Annotated in this window: 1 protein-coding gene; it reads right to left on the bottom strand. The window is 62.8% G+C overall.

The window, feature by feature from the left end:
* Nucleotides 1–792, bottom strand: a 792-nt coding sequence (tauD, locus tag AC097L_RS26545) for a taurine dioxygenase (protein ID WP_479589674.1), incomplete at its 3' end; no start/stop codon positions are given.
* Nucleotides 793–1,016: the final 224 nt, after the last annotated feature.

Raw genomic sequence — 1,016 nt, 5'->3', positions numbered from 1 at the left:
CATCACGCGGCGGTGCGGCAGGTAGTCCACCGTGGCGTAGTGCTGGGTCAGCCGGTTGTCCCAGAAGGCCAGGTCAAACTGCTTCCAGCGCCAGCGCACGGTGAACTCGGGCTTGGCGATGTGGACACGCAAAAAGGCCATCACCGCATCGCTCTCCTTCTTCTCCAGCTCGACGATGCGGCTGGTAAAGCCCTCGTTCACGAACAGGCCGCGCCGCCCGCTGACAGAGTGGGTGCGCACCGCCGGGTGCACCACCGTCGGGTTCTTGGCACTGGCGGCCTCCCAGCGCTGCCGCTCGTCGGGTGTGCGGGCATAGCGCCAGGCCGGGAACGACTGGGCAAAGTCGTGCTCGGCGTGCAGCGGGTCGATGAAGCGCCGAAACGGCTCCGACAAAGCCTCGTAGGCCGCAATGCCGCTGGCCCACAGCGTGTCGCCGCCGGATGGGGGCAAATGCCGGGCCGACAACAAAGCCCCCATGGGCGGGGTGTCGATGAAGGTCACATCGGTGTGCCAGTTGTCGTTGTCGGGCGGGTTGTCCAGGTCGGTGTCCAGCAGGATGATCTCGCGGGTCTCGGCGTGCTGCGGGTAGATGGGGTGAATGTGCAGACTGCCAATACAGGCCGCCAGGTCGCGGTGCTGGGGTGCGGTGAGCGGTTGGTTTTCAAAGAACAGCACGTGGTGCTGGAGCAGCGCCGCCAGCAGCGCGTCGCGCTGGGGGTCGTTCAAGGGGAGGGTCAGGTCGATATCGGACACCAGCGCACCAATGGTGGGGCCGAGGGCTTGCACTTGCATGGATTCACTTTGCAGAAAACGAAACCACCACGGTAGCGGCCCAGGCGAGCGTTGCCAACGACGCGTTCCACATGTGCTTATGCGGATATTGCTGCAGGCAAAAAAATGGCTGGTGGCCCGCATGCAAGCCACCAGCCTAAGTTCCCACAGTTGCCCTCTACAAAAATTTAAATGAAAAGTGCCTCCCGCGCTTATTAATTCAGCGCAAGCAGCTCCTTTTAACA

This window comes from Rhodoferax sp. RT5P35, assembly GCF_056521385.1.
Note: the sequence above shows the minus strand (reverse complement) of the source record. Positions and strands in the feature narration are given on the sequence as shown.